Origin of the sequence: Streptomyces sp. WI03-4A (assembly GCF_033792105.1) — a bacterium.
GTDB classification, from domain to species: Bacteria; Actinomycetota; Actinomycetes; order Streptomycetales; family Streptomycetaceae; genus Streptomyces; species Streptomyces collinus_A.
The window spans coordinates 89,718-104,194 of sequence record NZ_JARAUO010000023.1 but is presented as its reverse complement, the minus strand read 5'-3'; the positions used below and the strand labels follow the sequence as shown (position 1 = coordinate 104,194).

10 protein-coding genes, 3 tRNA genes and 1 pseudogene are annotated in these 14,477 nt (G+C 75.3%); 7 read left to right on the top strand and 7 right to left on the bottom strand.

Translation table 11 applies throughout. The features are described 5' to 3' along the window. Nucleotides 1-60: 60 nt before the first annotated feature. A complete protein-coding gene (locus PV343_RS23100; RefSeq protein WP_319148856.1) occupies nucleotides 61-1,512 on the bottom strand; it encodes an FGGY family carbohydrate kinase in 1,452 nt (483 codons plus the stop codon). An 84-nt stretch (nucleotides 1,513-1,596) separates the two neighbouring features. Further along, nucleotides 1,597-1,911: a YtxH domain-containing protein gene (locus PV343_RS23095; RefSeq protein WP_319148855.1), complete on the bottom strand. Its 315-nt coding sequence runs from the start codon at nucleotides 1,909-1,911 to the stop codon at nucleotides 1,597-1,599. Between the two features lie 150 nt (nucleotides 1,912-2,061). Here PV343_RS23095 and PV343_RS23090 point away from each other — a divergent pair. The 4 genes from PV343_RS23090 to PV343_RS23075 all read left to right on the top strand — a co-directional run bounded on the left by PV343_RS23090 (nucleotide 2,062) and on the right by PV343_RS23075 (nucleotide 4,177). Continuing rightward, nucleotides 2,062-2,134, top strand: a tRNA-Asn gene (locus PV343_RS23090). 6 nt (nucleotides 2,135-2,140) lie between these two features. After that, nucleotides 2,141-2,213: transfer RNA gene (locus PV343_RS23085), tRNA-Asn, on the top strand. A 175-nt stretch (nucleotides 2,214-2,388) separates the two neighbouring features. Further along, nucleotides 2,389-2,462: transfer RNA gene (locus tag PV343_RS23080), tRNA-Ile, on the top strand. Between the two features lie 155 nt (nucleotides 2,463-2,617). Continuing rightward, nucleotides 2,618-4,177 (top strand): serine/threonine-protein kinase, encoded by a 1,560-nt coding sequence (locus PV343_RS23075; protein WP_319148854.1) that lies wholly within the window; start codon nucleotides 2,618-2,620, stop codon nucleotides 4,175-4,177. A 259-nt stretch (nucleotides 4,178-4,436) separates the two neighbouring features. Here the strand turns inward: PV343_RS23075 and PV343_RS23070 are convergent, their stop codons facing one another. Next, nucleotides 4,437-5,132 (bottom strand): ANTAR domain-containing protein, encoded by a 696-nt coding sequence (locus PV343_RS23070; protein ID WP_319148853.1) that lies wholly within the window; start codon nucleotides 5,130-5,132, stop codon nucleotides 4,437-4,439. A 315-nt stretch (nucleotides 5,133-5,447) separates the two neighbouring features. On the opposite strand from PV343_RS23070, the gene PV343_RS23065 reads away from it, so the two are divergent. Both PV343_RS23065 and PV343_RS23060 read left to right on the top strand, forming a co-directional pair. Further along, complete coding sequence (locus PV343_RS23065) at nucleotides 5,448-5,576, top strand: hypothetical protein (protein WP_319148852.1); 129 nt, start codon at nucleotides 5,448-5,450, stop codon at nucleotides 5,574-5,576. After that, a pseudogene (locus PV343_RS23060) lies at nucleotides 5,573-5,960 on the top strand (MEDS domain-containing protein); the annotation flags it as partial. The gene PV343_RS23065 and the pseudogene PV343_RS23060, both read left to right, overlap by 4 nt. A 121-nt stretch (nucleotides 5,961-6,081) precedes the next feature. Here the strand turns inward: PV343_RS23060 and PV343_RS23055 are convergent. Both PV343_RS23055 and PV343_RS23050 read right to left on the bottom strand, forming a co-directional pair. Continuing rightward, nucleotides 6,082-7,119 carry a rod shape-determining protein gene (locus tag PV343_RS23055; RefSeq protein WP_319148851.1) on the bottom strand — a complete coding sequence of 346 codons (1,038 nt, stop codon included), beginning with the start codon at nucleotides 7,117-7,119 and terminating at the stop codon, nucleotides 6,082-6,084. Between the two features lie 240 nt (nucleotides 7,120-7,359). Continuing rightward, nucleotides 7,360-7,701, bottom strand: coding sequence for a CU044_2847 family protein (locus PV343_RS23050; protein ID WP_319148850.1), 342 nt, complete (start codon nucleotides 7,699-7,701; stop codon nucleotides 7,360-7,362). A gap of 227 nt (nucleotides 7,702-7,928) precedes the next feature. On the opposite strand from PV343_RS23050, the gene PV343_RS23045 reads away from it, so the two are divergent. Next, a complete protein-coding gene (locus PV343_RS23045) occupies nucleotides 7,929-11,675 on the top strand; it encodes a S8 family serine peptidase (RefSeq protein ID WP_319148849.1) in 3,747 nt (1,248 codons plus the stop codon). Here PV343_RS23045 and PV343_RS23040 read toward each other — a convergent pair. Next, nucleotides 11,668-13,029 (bottom strand): carboxyl transferase domain-containing protein, encoded by a 1,362-nt coding sequence (locus tag PV343_RS23040; protein WP_319148848.1) that lies wholly within the window; start codon nucleotides 13,027-13,029, stop codon nucleotides 11,668-11,670. The two genes, PV343_RS23045 and PV343_RS23040, sit on opposite strands and share 8 nt — an antisense overlap. Continuing rightward, nucleotides 13,022-14,470: an acyl-CoA synthetase gene (locus tag PV343_RS23035; RefSeq protein ID WP_319148847.1), complete on the bottom strand. Its 1,449-nt coding sequence runs from the start codon at nucleotides 14,468-14,470 to the stop codon at nucleotides 13,022-13,024. Before PV343_RS23035 ends, PV343_RS23040 begins: the two co-directional genes overlap by 8 nt. Nucleotides 14,471-14,477: the final 7 nt, after the last annotated feature.

Below are 14,477 nucleotides of genomic sequence, written 5' to 3'. Positions count from 1 at the left end.
CGCGTTACCCCAACCGATTAACCCATCGGCGTGCTCCTGCGACCCCGGCGGTTTGCGCCGCTACGGGCGGAACGCCCCGGGGTGGGTCTGCTCCCGCACCGACACGAACTGCTGCCGCACCGCCTGGCCCACGGCCAGGTCGTCGCCCGGCTCCAGGACCTGTGCGGCCGCCCCTTGCCAGGCGGGCGGGTTGCGCGGATCGAGCGCGCCCTGCGACACGCCGAGCGCCCAGGCGGCCTGCCGGGCCGCGCCGATCGCCGCGTAGTCGGCGGGCTGCGGTACGACGACCTGCGCGCCGAACAGCGAGGGCGCCGCGGCCTGCACCGCGGGCAGCTCGGCGGCCTGGCCGAGCAGGAAGATCCGCCGCACCTCCACGCCCCGCCCGCGCAGCACGTCCAGCGCGTCGGCGAGCCCGCACAGCATGCCCTCGAACGCGGCCCGTGCCAGGTGCTCGGCCTTCATCGACTCCCGTCGCAGCCCGGCGAGCGTGCCCGCGGTGTGCGGCAGGTGCGGGGTCCGCTCGCCCTCCAGGTAGGGGAGCAGGACCAGCCCGTGCGAGCCCGGCGTGGACTTCATCGCCAGGTCGGACAGGCTCTCCAGATCCGGCAGCCCGAGGAGTTCGGCGGTGCCGCGCAGGGCGCGCACGGCGTTCAGGGTGGTGACGACGGGCAGGTGCATGCCGGTGGCGTCGGCGAGGGAGGTGATCATCCCGCTCTGGTCGGCGAGCGCCTCGGGATGCACGGCCATCACGGACCCGGACGCGCCGAGCGAGACGACAGCGTCGCCGAGCCCGATCCCCAGCCCGAACGCGGCGGCCATGGTCTCCCCGGTGCCCGCCGAGATCAGCAGGCCCTCCGGGGTGGTGCCGGCCGCGTCCGACGGGCCGATCACCTCGGGGAGCATCGCCTGGTGGCCCAGCGCCAGCTCGACCAGGTCGGGCCGGTAGGCGCCGGTGGCGGCGGACCAGTAGCCGGTGCCGGAGGCCCCACCGCGGTCGGTGGTCCGGCGCACCGGCCGTCCGAGCAGCTGCCACACCAGCCAGTCGTGGGCCTGGAGGAGGGCGGCCGTGCGGCGGGCGTGCTCGGGTTCGTTCTTCGCGAGCCAGCGCAGCTTGGTCACCGGCCGCGCGGCCTGCGGCACGCATCCCACGGCCTGCGCCCAGGCCTCCCGGCCGCCGAGCGCGTCGACGAGGTCGGCGGCCGCGACCTGCGCCCGTTTGTCCCCGCCGGTGATCGCCGGGCGGACCGTGTTGCCCTGCGCGTCCAGTGGGATCAGCGCGTTCTGCTGCGCGGACACGCCGATGGCCTGCACGCCCTCCAGCAGTCCGCCGCCCGCGGCCTCGCCCAGGGACAGCAGCCAGGCCTGCGGGTCAACGTCGCTGGGCCGGCCCCCGTCCGGTGTGTCCACCGGATGCTGGGCGTAGCCCTGCCTGAGCACGGCTCCGGTGTCCGCGTCGCAGACGACGATGCGAGTGAAATCGGGCGAGCTGTCCAACCCGGCGACTATCCCCATGGCCAAAATTCTGCCGTACCGCGGCGCTTGCTTCGGCCGGTGGGCGCGTATCCCCGCGCCCACCGGCCTCGTGAAGCCCGCGCCCTAGGTGTTGCTGGTGCCCCAGTCGTCCTCGGGCGTGCCGTTGACGTTGCGGTCGCGCAGGGAGCGCACCCGCTGGGCCACCGACTCCGGGACCCGGTCGCCGACCTTGTCGCTCATGGTGTGCAGGGCCTTGCCGGCGTAGACCCGGCCCTGCTGGGCGGCCGTCTCGGCGGTGTTGCGGACGGCCGGGTTCTGCGAGATCTGCCGAGCTGACTTCTTCAGCTGCTCGTAACGCTCGCGCCCGGCCCTCGTGCCGAGCACGTAACCGAGGGCCAGTCCGGCGACGAACGTGAGCCGGTAGCGCATGGCTGTCACCCTTCTCCTTGCGTGGGTCTGTGGTGCGGCGTCGGGGCCGAGGGATACCGATTGGCGGAGCACCCCCCTGCTTGCGCTAATGTATGTGTCGCAGCGAGCGCCCGCCCCCTGGCGAATACCCAGGTAGGTACGTTCGATGCAACGAGGCAATCCTCCGTAGCTCAATTGGCAGAGCAGCCGGCTGTTAACCGGCAGGTTACTGGTTCGAGTCCAGTCGGGGGAGCTTCGGTCCTCCGTAGCTCAATTGGCAGAGCAGCCGGCTGTTAACCGGCAGGTTACTGGTTCGAGTCCAGTCGGGGGAGCACGCTGAACGAGGACCCTTCGGGGTCCTTTTTCATGCCCGCGGGAACCGCCCTGGGCTGGCCGAAGTCTCAAGGTCAGGAAGCAGCGCGGAAGCCGACCATCCGAAGCAGGAGATCGTATGAGCGGCTATGCTGCGGCAGACGGCGCGCACACATGTACGCGACACGCCGCTATGGGGCGGTAGCTCAGCCGGTTAGAGCAGCGGACTCATAATCCGTCGGCCGTGGGTTCGAGTCCCACCCGCCCCACCCAGCAGTACAGGTGCAGAATCGATCTGACCTGTGAGCTCGTATGAGTGGTGGTTGCCACACCGCAGGAGTGGCAACCGTTCACCCACTCCGAGCAGCATCCGAAGGACACTCTCCCCGATCACGGTGACGCGCCGCGGCGCCATACTGTGCGCATGGAACGCATAGGGGGCTACCTCGTCGAGCGGAAGCTCGGTGAGGGTGGGATGGGGACCGTGTTTCTCGCGCGGACGCGCGGTGGGCGTGCGGTGGCGCTGAAGGTCGCCAAGGCGGAACTGGCGGCGGACCCGGTCTTCCGCGAGCGGTTCCGCAGCGAGGTGGAGGCGGCCCGGGCGGTCGGCGGCTTCCACACCGCGTCCGTGGTGGACGCGGACGTCGACGGCGATCCGCTGTGGCTGGCGACCGCCTACATCCCGGGCCCGACCCTCGCGGCCCGGCTCGCCGCCCAGGGGGCCATGGACGAACCGCAGTTGCGGGCGCTGGCCGCCGCGCTCGCCGAGGCGCTGGAGTCCATCCACTCCTGCGGTCTGGTGCACCGCGACCTCAAGCCCGGCAACATCGTCATGGCCGACGACGGGCCGCGCGTCCTGGACTTCGGCATCGCCCGGGCCGTCGAGTCCACCCGGCTCACCGCCACCGGCACCGCCTTCGGCACGCCCGGCTTCCTCGCCCCCGAGCAGGCACTCGGCCACGATGTCGGCGGTGCCGCCGACGTGTTCGCCCTCGGCGCCGTCCTGGTGGCCGCGGCCGGCGGCAGCGCCTGGGGCGAGGGCACGCCGATGGGGCTGATGTACCGCTCCGTGCACGAGCCGCCGGACACGTCCGCGGTACCGGTCGGGCTGGTGGACGTGGTGACCGCCTGCCTGGCCAAGGACCCCGCGGCCCGCCCGACCCCCGCCGAACTGCTCGACCGCCTCACCGGGGAGCCGGCCGCCCCGGCCCGGCCGGACGCGCCGTCGCACCCCCCGCTCCTCACAACCGCCCGACCGGCCCCGCGACCGGCCCCGACGCCGCCCACGCACCTCCCGGCGGCCCCTTCGACGCCCTCGCACCTCCCCGCCTCGCCCGGGGCCCCGGCGACGCCCTCGCACCCGGCAGCGGCGGCGACGCCCCCGCAGCAAGCCGCTTCGCCTGGGGCGCCCTCCACGCCCTCGCACCTCCCCGCGTCTCCCGCGGCCCCGGGCACGCCTTCCCACCTGGGCGCGCTTCCTGCGGCCGCGTCGACGCCCCCGCACCCCGCCGCCTCGCCCGCGGCCCCGAGCACGCCCCCGCACCTCCCGGCCTCGCCCGCGGCCCCGGCGACGCCCCCGCATCTGGCCGCGCACCCGACGCCTCCGCACCTCGCGGTGACCTCCCCGGCGTCCGTCGCGCCCCCGCACCTGCCGCCCGCGCCGCCGCAGGCCGGGTACGGGTTCGGGCCGCCGGTGCCGTACGGCGTGCCGGAGGCCGTGCTCGGGGACGGCGACGCCCGCGTCGTCGTGAACGCGGCCGGGGTGGTCCTCGAACTCGGCGGGGTCGCGGCGGACTTCGAGTGGGCGGAGATCGCCGTCGTGCGGCGGACGCCCGCGACGCGCGGCAACCGGCTCACGGTCACCGTCCAGTTGTGGGACGGCGGTGTCTACGACTGCGAGCTGAACGCCCGCCGTTCGGCCCGGCTCACCGAGTGGATCGCACGGCTCGACCCCGTGCTCGGACGGTACCTGCCCCGCCGGTGACGCACCGTCCGACCCGGCCCGTCAAGCGGTTTCGCCAACAGCCGTTCACAGGTCAAGACTTGCTGCCGCATTGGCTTGGACATGCCTTGTCCTGGGCACGGACCTCCTACGGACAACCGCCGCGGGAGCGGTGCCGGACAGAGGAGGGCGTCTCATGGACCGTCGGATCCGGGTACGTGTGAGTCGTCGGCCGGCCGCCCCGCGCGGGCAGGAGATCGACCGCAGGACGCCGTCCGGGCGCATCCTGCCGTACTGACCGTCACCGCTCGCCGCCGGACGGCGGGGCGTGGCGGGCCACCGCCGCGCGCAGGGCCGTCCGCAGCTCCTCGGGCGGCACGGGCCCCTCGGGGGCGGTGCTCGCGGTGACCGCGGCGGCCACCTCGCGCAGCTTGGTGTTGGACCTCTGCGAGGCCTCCCGCAGGATGTCCCAGGCACGCTCCGGGCCGCAGCCGTGGGCGGCCATCAGGATGCCGCGCGCCTGGTCGATCACCGGGCGGGAGTCGATCGCGTGCCGCAGCTGCTCGATCTCCTCGCGCAGCTCCCGCAGTTGTTCCGCCCGTTCGAGGGCCACCGCGGAGCCGGTGCGGTCACGGACCCCGGCCGCCAGCGCGATGCCCAGCGGGTCGGTGACGTCCAGGCCGACCAGTTCCAGGACCCGGCGCGGCTGGCCCCACCAGCCCGAGACCGCGACCGGTATGCCGTGCAGGCGGCCGTACTCGGCCAGCGCGTCGAGGAACTCCAGACCCGCCGTGTCCATGAAGGACACCCCGGACATGTCCAGCTCGATCCCGGTGATGCCCTCCGGGAGGGCGTCGAGGGCGGCCGACAGCGTGTCCGTACAGCCCCGGACCAGTTCCCCGCATGCGTCCAGGAGGGCCCGGCCCTCCTCCGTCCGGCCGCCGACGACCAGCGCGTTCAGCCGCCCGCCGTGCGGTGCTCGTGCCGCTGAGGTCATGCCTCCCCCTCCGTCGGCCCCCATGGCTCGCCCCCTCGCCTGCCCGTTGTGTCCACGGCTACACACAAAGGACTCACGCGAAGGAGGTAAGAAAAGGCGGATCCGGCCGGACCCGGCGCGGCCGTCGGAAGCGACCGCGGTGCCGGGGCCCGCCGCGCCGCGGCCCCCTCGTGCCGAGGCCCGTGGTCCCGCGGCTCGACGTGGTCCCGCTGACCGGACGGGCCGGGGTCCGGTCGGCCGGTGAGGTGAGCCTGCCGACGCGCGGCGTCTGGGAGGGCGTCCTGGAGCGGGCCGTCCGCGACGGCCTTCGTGGACGTGGCGGGCGCCGGTGCCCTCGCGGACGCCGCCCGGCGGCTGGTGCTTGACCGGCCGCCGGCCGCCCTGCCGCGCATGCTGGGCCCGCTGGGGCCCGGCCTCCCGGCGATCGAGGTGGCGGCGGCATGACGGTGACCGCCGAACCCTTCGTGCCCCCCGCCCTCTTCTACGCGGACGCCGGGCAGTACTTCGCGGGGACCGTGCCCTTCGTCCGCGCCGCGCTGGAGGCCGGCGGGCCGGTCGCGGTCGCCGTGCCCGGCGAGAACCTGCGCCTGGTCCGGGACGCGTCGGGCGCGGACGCCGACGCCGTACGGTTCCTGGACCTGCGCGAGGCCGGCCGCACCCCCGGCCGGATCATCCCCGGCGTGCTGCGGGCCTTCGCCGACAGCCGGCCGGCGCGTGCACATCGTCGGCGAGCCGGTCTGGGCGGACCGCGGCCCGGCCGAGCACCCCGCGTGCGCGCAGCACGAGGCGCTGATCAACAGCGCGTTCCAGGGGCGCGAGGTGACGATCGGGAGAGGCCGGATGCCGGGCCGGGGTGCCGCCGGTCCGGCCGGGCGCTCGGGAGCAACGGGCCGCGGGCCGGGGGCGGGTCCGGGGCTACGCCGGGTCCGGCCCGTCCGGGTCGGCGTGCTCAGGCGGCCAGTGGGTCCAGGACCAGCGGCTCGACCTGGCCCTCCAGCATGGCGCCGAGTCCCTGGACGGCGCACACGTCCGGCTGGTCGGCGATGTGCACCGGGACGCCGGTCGCCTCGCGGAGCATCTCGTCCAGGCCGGGCAGCCGGGCCGACCCGCCGACCATCATGATCCCGCGGTCCGCGAGGTCGGCCACCAGATCGGGCGGGCATTCGCGCAGCACCCTCCCGATCCCGTCCAGGACGGCCGTCAGCGGGGTCTGGATGGCGTCGCGCACGGCGGCGGTGTCGACCCGCACGCTGCGCGGGAGCCCGGTGGCCACGTCCCGGCCGTGGATCTCCGTCGAGGCCGGCCCCTGCTCGGTGAGCCCGTTGCCGGAAAGGGCGATCTGCAGTGGCCGTACGGACTGGCTGGGCAGCACCAGCGCGTGCGCGTGCCGCAGGTGCTGCACGATCGCGTGGTCGACGGCCTCACCGCCCACCGGGATCCGCTGGGCGGTCACGATGGACCCCAGGGAGAGCACGGCGACCTGGGTGGCGGCGGCGCCGCACATCATGATCATGGAGGCCTCGGGCCGCTCCACCGGCAGTCCGCAGCCCACGGCGGCGGCGATCAGCGTGTCCACCAGCTCCACCCGCCGCGCGCCGAGCCCGACCAGTGTCTCGACCGTCGCCCGCTGGGCCAGCGGGTCGGCGTCGTGCGGGGTGCAGGCCGCCGCGCGCAGCCGGGGCCTGCGGCGCAGCGTGCGGCGCATCTTGTCGCCGATCAGGTGCCGCAGCATGCGCTGCGCCATCTCGATGTCGACCACCGTGCCGCCGGCGACGGGCCGCACCACCCTGATGTAGTCGGGGGTGCGCCCCGTCATCTGCTCCGCGAACTCGCCGACCGCGATGAGCGCGCCGTTACGGATGTTCATGGCCGCGACCGAGGGCTGGTCCACGACGAGACCGGAGCCCTTCACGTACACCCGGGTGCGGGCCGCGCCCAGGTCGACGGCGAAGTGGCAGCGGCGCAGCTGCTCCAGACTGACGGTCACGGCGGATCCTCCCGAGTGCGCAGGCCTTGGGCGGCCGACCGGTTGGCGGGCCTCTTCCTCCACTCGATACTGCTGCCGGGTGAAGGACGTGCGCCTTCTGGAGGGGGCCGGGCGGGGTGCCGCCGAACGGGGGGTTCGGGCGGTGCGTACGGTGTGTCGCGCCGCCGAAGGGCCCGCCGGGCTGTCAGCCGGGCTCGAAAAGCCGCGCCGGCCGGGAGCCGGACCGCGGCGGTCCGCCCGTCAGGAGCCCGGTGCCGGTTCCGTCGCGGACTTCCAGCTCAGCCGGACGACGAGCTGCCCTTCCGCCGCCCCCTTGGCGATGACCGCGCCCGCCTCCGCGCTCAGCTTCACGCCGAACTCCAGTTCCACCGCGTCGGGGCGCAGGGTGCCGTCACGGAAGACGCGCAGCGCGGACTGGGCGGCCGCGCGCACCCCGTCCAGCGCGCCCTCGAAGGTGCGGGCGGCCTGCGCCGCCGGGCCGCCCTCGCCGCGCGAGACGAGCCGCGTCCCGCCGGTGGGGTCCGTCTCCTCCACCACCACGACGGCGCCGTCGTCGGTGGTGAACTCCATCAGCCTGTTCATGGCGTCGCACGCCCCCCGTGTCCTTGATCCACTACCGGGTCCATTGTGGCGGACGGCCGGTGCGGCTGTCCGCGAATCCGGCCGGGCGGGGACACGGCACTGGCGGGAAGCCGCCAGGGCGCCTTTCCGCCACGACCGCTCAACAGCCCCGCAACACACGGCACATGAGACTCGTCCCAGCACTCGGCGCACCAGGACGGACACCCCCCGGACGAGATGAGGCGTGCATGAGGAGAGGACCAGTCGGACGCGGTGCGGTCCTGCTGTCGGCAGGGCTGGTCGTCGCGGCCCTGACGCCGGCGGCACCCGCGGCCGCGTGGACGACCGTCACCGCGGAACGGCAGGACCCCGGCACCGGAACGCCGGGCAACCGAACTCCCGGCAACAAGACCCCAGCCGAAGCGACCCCCGCCGAAGGGACCCCCGCCGAAGGGACCCCCGCCGAAGGGACCCCCGCCGAAGGGACCCCCTCCAAGGCGACCCCCACCACCGTCACCCTCGTCACCGGCGACAAGGTCAGCGTGACCGACCTCGGGCACGGCAGACGGACCGTCACCGTGCGGCGGCCCGCCGGGGCCACCGGCGCGGTGCGCACGCAGACGAGCGACGGCGACATCACCGTCGTACCCGACGAGGCGCTGCCGTACCTGCGGGCCGGCACCCTGGACCGGCGGCTGTTCGACGTGAGCGGGCTGATCCGGCAGGGGCTGACGGACGCCCGGTCCGGCGCGCTGCCGCTGATCGTGACCTACGGCAGGGGCGCCCGCGTCACCACCCCGGCCGGGACCGAGCGGACCCGGACGCTGCCGAGTCTGCGCGGCGCCGCCGTGGCGGCGCACCGGGGGCGCGCCTTCTGGCGGTCCTTCACGCACGGCCGGAGCGTCGGCAAGGTCTGGCTCGACGGGCGGGTCGAGGCCGACATGGCGGAGAGCAACGGCCAGATCGGCACGCGGGCCGCCTGGGACGCGGGGCTGACCGGCAAGGGCGTCACCGTCGCCGTCCTCGACACCGGCGTCGACCTGAGCCACCCCGACCTCGCGGACCGGGTCGGCACCACCAAGAGCTTCATCGACGGCGAGGAGGTCGCCGACCGCAACGGGCACGGCACGCACGTCACCTCCACCGTCGGCGGCAGCGGCGCCGCGTCCGGCGGCACCGAACAGGGGGTCGCGCCCGGCGCCACCCTCGCGGTCGGCAAGGTGCTCAGCGACCAGGGCTCGGGCAGCGAGTCGCAGATCATCGCGGGCATGGAGTGGGCGGCACGGGACGTGCACGCGCGGGTGATCTCCATGAGCCTGGGCTCGACCGAACCGAGCGACGGCACCGACCCGATGGCCCAGGCGGTGAACGACCTCTCGAAGGAGACCGGCGCCCTCTTCGTGGTCGCCGCGGGCAACACCGGCGCCCCGTCCTCCATCGGCTCGCCCGGCGCCGCCGACGCCGCCCTCACCGTCGGCGCCGTGGACTCCGCCGACCAGGCGGCCTACTTCACCAGCGCGGGCCCCCGCTACGGCGACAACGCCCTGAAGCCGGACGTGTCCGCGCCCGGCGTCGACATCCTCGCCGCCCGCTCCCAGCTCGTCGAAGGCAGCGGCTACTACACCTCCATGAGCGGCACGTCCATGGCGACCCCGCACGTCGCCGGGGTCGCGGCCCTGCTCGCCCAGGCCCATCCCGACTGGACGGGGGCGCAGTTGAAGGACGCGCTGATGTCCAGCTCGAAGCGGCTCGACGCGTCCGCCTACCAGCTCGGCGCGGGACGGGTGAGCGTGCCCGACGCGGTCCGGGCGCGGATCACCGCCACCGGCAGCGCCGACCTCGGCTTCTACAGCTGGCCCTACGACGCCGACCACCCCGTCACCCGGACCCTCACCTACCGCAACGCGTCCGACACCGACGTACGGCTGAGCCTCGCCGTCCAGGGCGCCCCGGACGGGCCGGCCACCCTCGCCGACTCCGCGCTCACCGTGCCCGCGCACGGCACCGCGTCCACCACCGTCACCGGCGACGGGTCGAAGGCACCGGTCGGGGAGAGCAGCGGGCAGATCGTGGCCTCGGGCCCGGACGGCACGGCGCTCGCCCACACCGTGTTCGGGCTGGTCAAGGAGGAGGAGCGGTACACGCTCACCGTCCATGTCCGGGACCGCGACGGCGCCCCCACCGCCGCCGACCTCGCCGTGCAGCGGCTGGCCGAGGGCGAGGACGCCCAGCCCGCGCACGTCGGCGACTCGGGCACCCTGAAACTGCGGCTGCGGCCCGGCACCTACAGTCTGGCCTCCTTCCTCGACGTGCGCGGCAGCCACGGCACCGACTCGCTCGGCCTCGGCTTCCTGGCCGCCCCCGAGACCGTCCTCGACCGTGACCGGGAGGTCACCCTGGACGGCCGCCGGCTGCGCGAGATCAGGGCCGACGTCTCCCGGCGCACCGAGACCCGGCAGCTCCTCATGGAGTACGACCGCAAGGCGAACGGCGCCGACCTGTTCGGCGCGGTCCAGGTGCCCCTCACCTACGACAGCGTCTTCGCCGCGCCCACCGCGAAGGTCACCCGGGGCAGCTTCGAGTACCGCACCGTGTGGCGGCTGGCCGAGCCGCTGCTGACGGTCCGGGGGATCGACGAGGCCACCGTGCAGGCGGGCGGGACGCTCCTGGAAGGACGGACCAGACTGCCGCTGGTCGACGTCGGGGACGGGCCGTTCACGAAGGTCGCCGGCAAGGCGGTGCTCGCCCACCTCGCCGACGGCGCCGACCCGGCCGCGCTGGCCGAAGCGGCCCAGGACGCGGGCGCCAGGGCGCTGTTCGTGACGGACGACGCGCCCGGCCGGCTGATGGCCTGGTGGGGCACGGACGACAACGCAGACCGGCCGCTGCAGATCGCCACGGTCAGCCGGGCGGACGCGGCACGGCTGCGGGCGGCCGGCCGGGCCGACATGGCCGGCACCCGCAACTCGCCCTACGTGTACGACCTGTCCGAGGGGCACCCCGGGGCGATCCCGGACCGGTCCCTGACCTACGCACCCTCGAAGCGCCAACTGGCGTCCGTGCACGTGAAGTTCCATGCCGCCGCGCCGGTGAGCGGCGGCGAGTTCCGGTACTCGCTCACCGACACCTTCCCGATCGGGCTCGGCTTCCAGGAGCGGATCGACCTGCCCGCCGAACGCACCGACTACGTCTCCACCGGCCCCGGCCAGCGCTGGCACGAGTCCGTCACCGTCCGGGACGGCGCGCTGGAGGAACGCAGCGGGCTGGTGCGCTACCACGGCGGGACCCGGCCCGGGCTGGACTGGTTCCGTCCCGTGTGGCACCCCTGGCTCGGCACCGGCCTCGGCTGGGGTCAGCAACGCGCGGGCAACCAGATCCAGTTGAACACGCCGGGATGGGGCGACTCCGGGCCCGACCACACCGGCTTCGGCGACGTGTGGAGCGACGGCAGCGGGATGACCCAGACCACCGCCGTCTACCTGGACGGCACGCGGGTCGACCGCCGCACCGGTTCCGGTGCCTACGTCCGGGACGCGCCCGCCGACGAGCACACCTACAAGGTGGTCACCGACACCGCCCTGGACGCGGACCGTTGGCAGCCCGCCACGAAGGGCCACAGCGAGTGGACCTTCCGGTCGGCGGCCACCCCGGAGGACCACTGGACCAGCCTGCCGCTGATCAACCTCGCCTTCCACCTCGACACCGACCTCGCCGGGACGGTACGCGCCGGACAGCGGCTGCCCGTCGCCCTCGGCGCCGAGTACGTGGCGGGCGCGGCCGGCACCGGCACCCTCGGCGGCGGCCGCCTCGAGGTGTCGTACGACGACGGCGCGACCTGGCGGACGGTCCCGCTGACCACCGGCAGGGGCGCCGCCTGGCACGGCACGCTGACCGTGCCCCGGGGTGCCGCCGGTGTCTCCCTGCGGGCCTCGGCCCGCGACGACAGGGGAGGCTCGGTGACCCAGGAGATCGTCCGGGCGGTGGGCGTCAGGTAGTCCGGGGCGGGGGGTGGTCCGCGGCCTCGACGACGCCGCGGACCACCCCCAGCTCCACCAGGTCCTGCGGCCGGATGCGCAGCTGGTCCGCCGTCGCCTCCACCTCGTGCGGCGGCCGCTTGAGGATGGCCGCCGCGAGTTCCGGCGCTATCACCGAGAAGTAACTGTCCGGCGTGGCCCAGGTGTTGCCCGGCGCGGCCAGTGCCAGCGCCCCGCCGGAGCCGCCCTCCCCGACGACCAGCGTGGTGACCGGCACCCGCGCGCAGGCCAGCGCCGAGAACACGTCGGCGATCGCCGCCCCGGCCCCCTGCCGTTCCGCCTCCGCGTCGTTGGCCGCACCCGGGGTGTCCACCAGGGTCAGCACCGGGATGTCGAGCCGGTCGGCGAGCCGGATCAGCCGGGCCGCGGTCCGGTACCCGGCCGGCCGGGTGGGCGCCCCGGTCTGCGCCGCGTACGCCACCGTACGGCCGTCCCGCGCCCCGAACCCGCACAGCATGCCGTCGGAGTCGACGCCGCCGCAGCGGTCGCCGCCGAGCGCGGCCCGGTGGCTGAAGTAGGCGTCCAAGTAGGCCTCGGCGCGCGGGCGTTCGGGGGAGCGGGCCCGGCGGACGGCCTCCCAGCCGGAGCCGGGCAGCGCGGCCGAACCGAGGGCGCGCGGCGCGGGGGCCTGTGCCGCCGGGCTGGTGAGCAGCCGCAGCCAGGTGCCCAGCACCGTCCGCAGCTCCCCGGGCCGCACCACGGCGTCCGCCGACCCGGCGGCCACCTGGGCCTCGGCCGTGTAGGCGGCCGGGTCCGCGTCCCGGGGCCGAACCCGGGAACCGGCGAAGCCGACCTGGGCGCCGGGCAGGGCCAGGATCACGTCGGCCCCGGCCCCGAGGGTGGCCCAGCCACCGCCGGTCGTCGGGTCGCGCAGCACCGCGATCTGCGGCAGTCCCGCCTCCCGGGTGAGCGCCGACTCCCGGGCCACCCGCTGGAGCTGGGTGAGGGCGAGCATGCCCTCCTGCATCCGGCTGCCGCCGGTGGCGACCAGCGGCACGACCGGCAGCCGGTGGGCCCGGGCGTGCCGGTACGCCGCCTCCAGCCGGTCGCCGGTGCGCTCGCCCAGCGAGCCGCCGAGGAAGCCGAACTCGAACGCGAGCAGCACCGCCCGGGTGCCGCCGACGCTCGCGGTGCCGCAGACGACGGACTCCTCCTCGCCGGTGCGCTCGGCGGCCCGGGCCCGGGAGGCGTCGTACCCCTGCCAGCCGAGCGGGCCGTTCACCGCCGGCCGGCGCGTGGCGACGGCGAGTTCGCCGAACGTCCCCTCGTCGGCGACCAGCGCCAGGACCTCCCGTGCCGACAGCCGCTCAGGCATCGGGCACCAGCGCACGCTTCATGATCTTCCCCATGTCGTTGCGCGGCAGCGCCCGAAGAAGGTGGAGCACGCGCGGCCGCTTGTGCGGGGCCAGCCGCCGGGCCACGTGCCCGGCCAGTTCCTCCAGGGACGCCGGGGCGCCCGGATCCGCCGGGACGATCCACGCCACGATCCGCTCGCCGAGGTCCGCGTCGGGCTCCCCGGTCACCGCCGCCTCGCGCACCCCCGGGTGCTCCAGCAGCGCGTTCTCGATCTCGCCCGCCCCGATCTTGTAACCGCCGCTCTTGATCAGGTCGGTGGCCTTGCGCCCGACGATGCGCACCCCGCCGTCGCTCTCGCGCACGGCCATGTCGCCGGTGCGGAAGAAGCCGTCGGCGGTGAACGCGGCGGCGGTCGCGTCGGGCCGGTTCAGGTACTCGGTGAACAGGTTCGGGCCGCGCACCTGGATCTCCCCGACGGTCTCCCCGTCGTACCCGGCGACCTCCGTGCCGTCCTCCTCCACCAGCCGCAGCTCCACGCCGGGCAGTGGCACCCCGACCGTGCCGGTCCCGGCCGGTCCGTCGGCGCGCACGCTGGTGTTCATCAGCGTCTCCGTCATGCCGTAGCGCTCGATCACCCGGCGGCCGGTCGCGGCCAGGATCCGCTCGTGGTCGTGCACGGGCAGCGCCGCCGAGCCGGAGACCAGCAGCCGGGCCCCGGCCAGGGCCTTGACCAGCTCCGGTTCGTCCGGAAGGGCCTCGGCGATCCGGTGGTACATCGTCGGCACCCCGAACAGCATGGTCGCGCCGTCGTTCAGCTCCCGGGCCACGCCCTCGGTGTCGAACCGGCCCAGGTGCCGCACCGAGCCGCCGCGCCGCAGCGGGCCGAGCACACCCAGCACCAGCCCGTGCACGTGGAACAGGGGCAGCCCGTGCACCAGCACGTCGTCGCCGGTCCACTGCCAGGCGTCGGCGAGCGCGTCCAGCGTCGTGGCGAGAGCCCGGCGCGGGATGACCGCGCCCTTGGGCGGGCCGGTGGTGCCGGAGGTGTAGACGACCAGCGCCGGGTCGGCGTCCCCGGCCCGCTCCTCGGGCACGGTGCCGGCGGCGGAGGCGTCCACCTCGAGCCGGGCCAGGTGGCCGAGTTCGGCGGGCACCCGCGCGCCGGGCGCGGTCAGCACCAGGTCCGGAGCGCTGTCGGTGACGATGTGGGCCAGCTCCCGGCCGCCCGACTTCGGGTTCAGCGGCACCGCGGGCACCCCGGCGAGCAGGGCGCCCGTCACCGCGACGGCGGTCTCCAGCTCCGGAGTCGCCCACACGGCGACCCGGCCGGCGCCGCGGACGCGCCCGGCGAGCGCACCCGCCGCGCCCGCGAGCGCGCCGTAGGTCAGCGACCGTTCGCCGAACCGAAGGGCGACCCGCTCGCCCGGACCGTCCGCCAGGGCGGGGAAGAGGGAGGACACGCGGCGC

What these genes read in the sequence shown, in the direction of transcription:
- PV343_RS23050 (WP_319148850.1), bottom strand. Translation starts at nt 7,701, where the DNA reads ATGAACAGGCTGATGGAGTTCACCACCGACGACGGCGCCGTCGTGGTG.
- PV343_RS23040 (WP_319148848.1), bottom strand. Translation starts at nt 13,029, where the DNA reads ATGCCTGAGCGGCTGTCGGCACGGGAGGTCCTGGCGCTGGTCGCCGAC.
- PV343_RS23045 (WP_319148849.1), top strand. Translation starts at nt 7,929, where the DNA reads ATGAGGAGAGGACCAGTCGGACGCGGTGCGGTCCTGCTGTCGGCAGGG.
- PV343_RS23100 (WP_319148856.1), bottom strand. Translation starts at nt 1,512, where the DNA reads ATGGGGATAGTCGCCGGGTTGGACAGCTCGCCCGATTTCACTCGCATC.
- PV343_RS23075 (WP_319148854.1), top strand. Translation starts at nt 2,618, where the DNA reads ATGGAACGCATAGGGGGCTACCTCGTCGAGCGGAAGCTCGGTGAGGGT.
- PV343_RS23070 (WP_319148853.1), bottom strand. Translation starts at nt 5,132, where the DNA reads ATGACCTCAGCGGCACGAGCACCGCACGGCGGGCGGCTGAACGCGCTG.